Genomic DNA, 6,957 nt, shown 5'->3' on the forward strand with positions numbered 1-6,957 from the left:
CGCGGGTGTGCTGGTGCGGTGCGCTCAGGGGGTGGTCGAGCGCACTTCACGGTACGCCGCCGCCGGTGCGCGGCGCTCGGCGAGGGTGCTGAGCACGCCCTGGACCAGCAGGAACTGTGCGGCGACGTACGTCAGCATGATCCAGAAGTCGGGCCTGGGCGGCTGCGGCCAGTCGGCGACGCCGGTCGCGATGAGGGTGTCCGAGGCCATGAAGAGCGCCCCGCCGAGGCCGGCGACGAGGCCCAGCCGGACGGCCGCGGCGCACGCCATCGCCGTGAGGAGGGCGCTGTAGCCGGCCACGGGGACCCGCAGGTCCGCCGGGAGGTCCGGCCACAGCAGCGTGACGGTTGCGGCCAGGGCGACGGCGTACCCGACGGCGAGGAGGCCGGCACGCGCGCGTGGAGCGCTTTTCGGGCTGCCGTACGTCCTGAAGAGCGCGAGGTAGCAGAGGTGGCCCGCCGCGAAGCAGGCCATGCCGGCGAGGAAGGCGGGGTCGGTGTCGGAGAGCAGCAGGGTGTCGCCGCCCCAGCCGAAGAGGAGCGCGGCGACGAGGAGCCGGGGTGCGCCGCGCAGGGCCGCGTACGCGGCGAGGAGCGGCATCAGGAGGGGCTTGGCGACGGTGTGGCCGGGGTCGTAGTCCACGGCGAGCGAGAGCAGGTCCACGAAGACGGCCAGTCCGAGGACGGGCAGGAGTGCGCGAACGACGGCAGGGTGGGCGCTACGTGGGCTCACGCGGCCGCGGTCTCCTCTGCGGCCGGGACGCTCTGCTCCGGGACGGGCACCGGCTGCCAGCCCGGTCCCCGGAACACGCGCCCCGCGCGCTCGCGCCAACTGGTCGCCGCCTTCAGGTCCTTGGCGATGGCGACGTACTCGTGGGTGGCCACCTTGATCGGGTTGAACGTGTTGATGTTCTTGGTCAACCCGTAGACAGGCCGATCGACCTCCGGCACGAAGGACCCGAAGAGCCGGTCCCAGACGATGAGGATGCCGCCGAAGTTGCGGTCCAGATAGCCGCCCTGGGAGGCGTGGTGGACCCGGTGGTGGGACGGGGTGTTGAAGACGAACTCGAACCAGCGGGGCATCCGGTCGATCCGCTCGGTGTGGATCCAGAACTGGTAGACGAGGTTCGCCGAGGAGCAGAAGGCCAGCGCGGCGGGATGCACGCCCAGGGCGATGAGCGGGACGTAGAACGGCCACACCGTGAGGGTCGTCCAGGGCTGGCGCAGGGCCGTGGTGAGGTTGAACCTGCGGCTGGAGTGGTGGACGACGTGACAGGCCCACAGGATGCGGATGACGTGGTGGCCGCGGTGGGACCAGTAGTAGAAGAAGTCCTGCCCGAGCAGCATCAGCGGGACCGTCCACCACAGGACGGGCACGCGCAGCGGGGTGAGTTCGTAGATCGCCGTGTAGATCGCGACGATCGGGATCTTCCAGAGGAAGTCGAAGACGAGGCTCCCGAGGCCCATGCCGACGCTCGTGACGGCGTCCTTCGTCTCGTAGCCCGCCGCGTCCTCGTCGGGATGGACGCGCACGCTGATCATCTCGATCACGGTGAGCAGCACGAAGGCGGGTATCGACCAGAGCACGGCATCGGGCAGGTTCGGCATGGGTGAACCGTAGGACCGTAAATCGACCACGCCTAGACGTTGTTACCCACAAGTATTACCTGGGGTACGCGCTTGCTTGTTGGCGATCTCCGCCAATGTGTCCGCTGCGCCCGGACTGTGGGTCGTTACACCCCGGCCGCGCCCAGCAACGCACCCGCCGCATAGGTGACCCCCATCGCCAGTGCCCCGCCCACCACGTTCCGCAGCATCGCCGGCCTCGTGTCCGCCGTCCCGAGCCGTGCGCTGCTCCAGCCCGTCAGGACCAGCGCGGCCAGTGACGACACCACGGTGACGCCGAGGCGCCAGTCGGCCGGGGGCAGGACGATCGCCAGCAGCGGCAGCAGCGCACCGACCGTGAAGGAGAGAAAGCTCGCCCAGGCCGCGTGCCAGGGGTTGGTGAGGTCGTCGGGGTCGATGTTGAGCTCCACGCGCGCGTGGGCGCGCAGCGCGTCGCGTTCCGTGAGCTGGGCCGCCGCCTCCATGGCCACCTCACGGGTCAGACCGCGGTCCTGGAGGAGTTCGGTCAACTCCTCCAGTTCGGCCTCCGGTTGCTCCTTCAGCTCACGCTTCTCCAGGTCCAGGGCGGCCTTCTCCGAGTCGCGCTGCGTCGATACGGATACGTACTCTCCCGCCGCCATCGACATGGAGCCGGCGAGGAGGCCCGCGAGGCCGGCCGTCAGCAGTGCCGAGCGGTCGTCCGTGGCGCCGGCCACGCCGACGACGAGACCGGCGGTGGACACGATGCCGTCGTTGGCTCCCAGGACCGCGGCCCGCAGCCAGTTCAGCCGCGAGCCCAGGGAGCCGTCATGGGCCTCGTCATGGTTCTCGCCGTGGGCCTCGTCGTTGGTCGGTTCCGTCACACCGCGAAGGATCCCACCCCCGGTGTCACCACACCCGTACCGACGCTCCCCGCGCGAACACCGGGCTCGTCGCGCCCGCCGGTGGTTCGGCGAGGGGCTCCGCGATCTCGGTCACCGTGGGGCCGACCTTCGCCGCGATCGGGTCCAGGGTGTCGAGGTCGAAGCCGTAGACGCGGGCCGCGTTGCCGCCGACCATGGCGGCGACCTCGTCGCGCGGCACGCGCGCGTAGGCGAAGCGCAGGCCCTCCCTGGAGTACGGGTACGTCCCCTCGTCGTGTGGGTAGTCGCTCCCCCACATGATCTTCTCGATGCCGATGCGGTCACGCAGGGGCACCTCGTGGGGGCGCATGAAACTGGCGCCTACGAAGCAGTTGTCGCGCCATACCTCCGAGGGACCCTTGCCCATCGAAGTGGCAAGCCCCGCGCCGAACTTGGACTCCGCGGTCGATGCCTTCGTGGCCGCCGCGACCAGCCGCCCGTGGTAGTAGTCCAGCATGTCGAGCACCCCGGGTATCCAGCCGGAGCCCTGCTCGGTCAGCACCAGCTTCAGGTCCGGGTGACGGCGGAAGGCGCCGCCGAAGATCAGGTGCCACAGGGCGCGGTGCGAGAACCAGGTCGTCTCGACCATGTACACCGCGCGGGCGGCCGGTTCGTCGCCCAGGGGCGGGGAGGCCGAGCCCGCGTGGTGGTTGACGGGGACGCCGAGTTCCGCGCAGACGGCCCAGATCGGGTCGTACGTCGACGAGTACAGCTCCGGCAGTCCCGAGCCCGGCGGGGTGCCGGGCAGCAACAGGCCGCCCCGGAGGCCCGCTTCGACCGCCCACCGGATCTCCTGGACGGCCTCCTGGACGTCGTTGAGGAGGATCTGGAAGACACCCGCCCGCCGGCCCGGCGCCGCCGCGCAGAAGTCCGCCAGCCAGCGGTTGTGGGCGCGCAGGCCGGCCCAGCGGCGCCGGAACTCCTCGGCGGTGGGCGCGGGTGCCATCAGGGAGCCGGACGGGAAGAACGGCGGGATGGTGTTCGGGAAGACGACCTCCGCGACGATCCCGTCCTCCTCCAGCTCCGCGATCCGCCGCCCGGAGTTCCAGTTCTTGTCGGCCGTGTCGGCGACCAGGTCCTCGTAGGGGTTGACGTACGTGGCCGCCCACGCGTCGAACTCGTCGTGGTACCGCTTCTCCAAGTAGGGCCTGTAGTCCAGGAGATCGGCGCCCGCGTGGCAGTCCGCGGAGATGACCGTGTACCGGTCCGCGCTGTCGGAACCCAGGGAGCCCGTGGAGGTCATGGCGTCGCCCCCAGGACCGGGAAGTCGTGGTCGGTCAGCCAGTGCCGCCCGACCTCGCGCGAGCGCGCCCAGGACGCCGTCACGGCCGCCTGGTCGTCCTGCTGGCCGAGTTCGGCGGGGGTCGGGCCGATCCGGCGGGCCAGCGGCTCCAGCGCCGCCACGTCGAAGCCGAAGGTGTCCGCCGCCGCGAGGCCCAGCATGCGGCGGGTCTCGTCGACCGGGATGTCGTGGAAGGTGCGGCGCAGCCACGCGCGCGTGTCGGGCCAGGTGCCCTCGGGGTGCGGGAAGTCGCTGCCCCAGAGGATGTTGTCGACGCCGATCTCGTACCGCTGGGCGAGTTCGCGGCGCTTGGTGTTGGTGGCGCAGATGAACACCTGCCGGTCGAGGTATTCGCTCGGCGGCCGTTTCAGCTCGGCGAAGGGTGAGAGCTTCTTGCCGCCGTGGGCGCCCAGGTAGAGGCGGTCCATGAACCACAGTTGGTTCGGCAGCCACCAGCAACCCGACTCCGCGACACCGAACTTGAGGCCCGGGTGACGCTCGAAGACCCCGGACCAGAGCAGGAACCAGAGCGGCCGGGCGGGCCACCAGGTCACTTCGCTCACGTAGATGCCCAGATGGTCGCCGTACTCGTGGCGGGGAGCTGCCCCGGAGTGCGTGAGCACGGGCATCCCGCACTCGGCGGCTGCCGCCCACACCGGGTCGTAACGGCGGTCGTGGTAGGGCTCCTTGTCGACCCACATGGAGGGGATCATCAGGGCGCCGAGGCCTGACTCCTTGGCGCGGTGGATCTCCGCGACGACCTTCTCCGTAGGGGCCGTCACGGGCAACAGGGCGACACCGCAGTGCCGTTCGGGGTTTTCGGAGACGAAGTCGGCGAGCCAGCGGTTGTGCGCCTGGGCGCCCGCCATGCCCAACTCCGGGTCCTGGTCGCCGGAAAGGCCGAGACCGACCCCGAAGGGCGCGGCGGTCTGGCTGTCCACGGCATCCGCGTCCGGGAAGACCACCTCGGCGGCCACCCCGTCCCCGTCCAGCTCCTTGAGGCGCTGCGCGGTGTCCCAACCCCCGCGCAGGCCCTCCTCGTTGTCCTGGAACCACTTGGCCGCGAACGCCTCGTTGCGGATGCCGAGCCGGGTCATCTCCTCGCGGCGCCGGTCGCGTCCGGCGAGGAACTCGTCGAAGTCCCGGTGGAACCGGGCGTCCAGATAGGGCCGGTACTCCTCGGTGGGCAGCCCGGCGTGGCAGTCGGAGGAGATGATCAGGTACGGCTCCTGGTCGGTCACAACAGCCCCCTCAGTCCAGGATGAAGCTCTCTAGGTACGACGGGTTCGAGCGGTCGAGCATGGAACGCGCGCGTGCCCGGATCTGGGCGTCGCTGTGCTCGCTCTCGGGCAGCAGCCAGAAGCGGTCCGCGCGGATGCCGTCCACGACGAGGCCGGCGACCTCCTCGACGGGCGTGAAGGCGACCTCCTTGCCCGCTGCCTCCATCGCGCTCTCCCACTGGTCGAGGCTGCGGTACGGGGTCCTGCGGGGCCGCTCCTTCGCGAACCGGTCGGGCCGGTTGCGGTGTGACTCCCACAGGCCCGTGCGCAGCATGTGCGGCCCCGGGAACAGCACCGAGGCACCCACGCGCGCGTGCTCCGCCTTGAGATGGGCGTACAGGGACTCGGTCATCGTCACGACGGCCGCCTTGGTGACGGCGTACACGGAGGCGGTGGGCAGTGGGGCGATGCCTCCGTCCCCGGAGGACGTGTTGACGACATGACCGGGTTGACCGGACTTGATCATCCTCGGCACGAACGCCTGGATGCCGTGGAAGACGCCCCACACGTTGACGGCGAACGCCCACTGCCAGTCGTTCGGTTCGTGCTCCCACATGCGGCCCTCGGCGCCCGAGCCGACCCCGGCGTTGTTGCACAGGACGTGGACGGCGCCGTACGTCTCGTAGGCCGACTCGGCGAGATCCAGGACCTGTTGACGTACGCCGACGTCGACCACGCGTGCGTGCACGTCGGCACCGTCGGCGCGCAGATCGGCGGCGGCCTTGTCGAGGGCGCCCTCCTCGACGTCGGCGAGCACCACCTTGAGCCCGTCGGCGGCGAACCGCCGTGCCATCGCGAGCCCGATCCCGCTCGCGGCCCCGGTGACGACGGCGACCTGACCCTCCCTCAACTCCATTACGCACTCCCCTCGGGCGGTCCGTCGTGGATCTGCTGCGGGTCGTCGTAGCGCTGGTGGATGTACGGCAACAGGGCGCGCGCGTCGACCCGTTCGACGACCTTGCCGCGCTGGTCGCTGGTCTTCTCGCCGATGGTGATGTCGACGAGGGTGCGTACCGGGAGGTCGGCGACGGGGTCGTACATGGACTCGCGCAGGACGACGTCCCCGGTGACGCGCTCCAGGCGGCGGACCTTCTCGTTGCGCAGGCAGTGCACTAGCACGGGGTCGGCGTCGAAGCCCGAACCGTCCACCGCGGGAAGGAACTTGAAGTAGAAGTCGGTCTTCTGCGTCGGCTCCGGGAGGGGCAGTTCCTCGCTGATCGCGCCCCGGACCTCGACGAAGGCGATGCCGTGCCGGGCGAGGGACGCGTGCACGACGAGGCCGACGCGTTCGACGGTCACCTCGCCGAGTTTCTTGGGCTCCCCGAAGACCTCGCGTCCGCCGGTGAGGGCCCGTTCGTGGGTCATCGGCATCACCAGGGGGTACCAGCCCTCGACGCCGTCGTGCGCGGCGGCGACCGCGAACGAGCCCGCGCCCAGGGGGTATCCGGCCAGTTCGACCTTGCTGATGTTCGCCCGGACCAGGGGCCGCCCGGTGGGCTTGAGGGGCGGCGGGAGGACCGCCGCGACCGCGTCCGGGTCGCTCTCCCAGACGGCCACCACACCGGTGGACCAGATGTCGGGGAGCTTGGAGCTCGCTGTGCGTGCGGCGGCGATCTCCGCCTCGGTCCGTGCGCCGTACCGTACGCGTGCCATACGCCGTACCGCCCTTCGTAGGCCGTCATCCGTCAGGCGGGCAGCACGCTTGCACCGGGCGGGCAAAAGGTCCATAGCCACGCGCGCGTGCGTTCGGCGGACCCGAACGGCCACGAAGGAACGGTTCCGTGCGCGTCTGAAGGAACAGTTCCCCGCCGAGGCCGACGCGATCGACGGATTCTTCCGGACCACACGGTGGGCCATGGCGGGTCTGACCGCGCGCAATGTCTTCGCGT

Annotated in this window: 7 protein-coding genes; all 7 read right to left on the minus strand. The window is 70.6% G+C overall.

Features of this window, described 5'->3' with window-relative positions; genetic code table 11:
• Positions 1-24 precede the first annotated feature (24 nt).
• The 7 genes from ACNFOC_RS23540 to ACNFOC_RS23570 all read right to left on the minus strand — a co-directional run bounded on the left by ACNFOC_RS23540 (position 25) and on the right by ACNFOC_RS23570 (position 6,721).
• Positions 25-732, minus strand: a complete 708-nt coding sequence (locus ACNFOC_RS23540; protein ID WP_416961080.1) for a lysoplasmalogenase — start codon at positions 730-732, stop codon at positions 25-27.
• Positions 729-1,607 (minus strand): sterol desaturase family protein, encoded by an 879-nt coding sequence (locus ACNFOC_RS23545; RefSeq protein ID WP_416961081.1) that lies wholly within the window; start codon positions 1,605-1,607, stop codon positions 729-731. Before ACNFOC_RS23545 ends, ACNFOC_RS23540 begins: the two co-directional genes overlap by 4 nt.
• Before the next feature lie 125 nt (positions 1,608-1,732).
• Positions 1,733-2,467 carry a VIT1/CCC1 transporter family protein gene (locus ACNFOC_RS23550; protein ID WP_416961082.1) on the minus strand — a complete coding sequence of 245 codons (735 nt, stop codon included), beginning with the start codon at positions 2,465-2,467 and terminating at the stop codon, positions 1,733-1,735.
• A 25-nt stretch (positions 2,468-2,492) separates the two neighbouring features.
• Positions 2,493-3,749 (minus strand): amidohydrolase family protein, encoded by a 1,257-nt coding sequence (locus tag ACNFOC_RS23555; RefSeq protein WP_416961083.1) that lies wholly within the window; start codon positions 3,747-3,749, stop codon positions 2,493-2,495.
• Positions 3,746-5,029, minus strand: coding sequence for an amidohydrolase family protein (locus ACNFOC_RS23560; protein ID WP_416961084.1), 1,284 nt, complete (start codon positions 5,027-5,029; stop codon positions 3,746-3,748). The genes ACNFOC_RS23555 and ACNFOC_RS23560 overlap by 4 nt, the downstream gene beginning before the upstream one ends.
• A 10-nt stretch (positions 5,030-5,039) precedes the next feature.
• A complete protein-coding gene (locus tag ACNFOC_RS23565) occupies positions 5,040-5,924 on the minus strand; it encodes an SDR family NAD(P)-dependent oxidoreductase (RefSeq protein ID WP_416961085.1) in 885 nt (294 codons plus the stop codon).
• Positions 5,924-6,721: an acetoacetate decarboxylase family protein gene (locus tag ACNFOC_RS23570; protein WP_416961086.1), complete on the minus strand. Its 798-nt coding sequence runs from the start codon at positions 6,719-6,721 to the stop codon at positions 5,924-5,926. The genes ACNFOC_RS23565 and ACNFOC_RS23570 overlap by 1 nt, the downstream gene beginning before the upstream one ends.
• Between the last annotated feature and the right edge of the window lie 236 nt (positions 6,722-6,957).

This window comes from Streptomyces colwelliae (genome assembly GCF_048158785.1).
Lineage (GTDB): Bacteria > Actinomycetota > Actinomycetes > Streptomycetales > Streptomycetaceae > Streptomyces.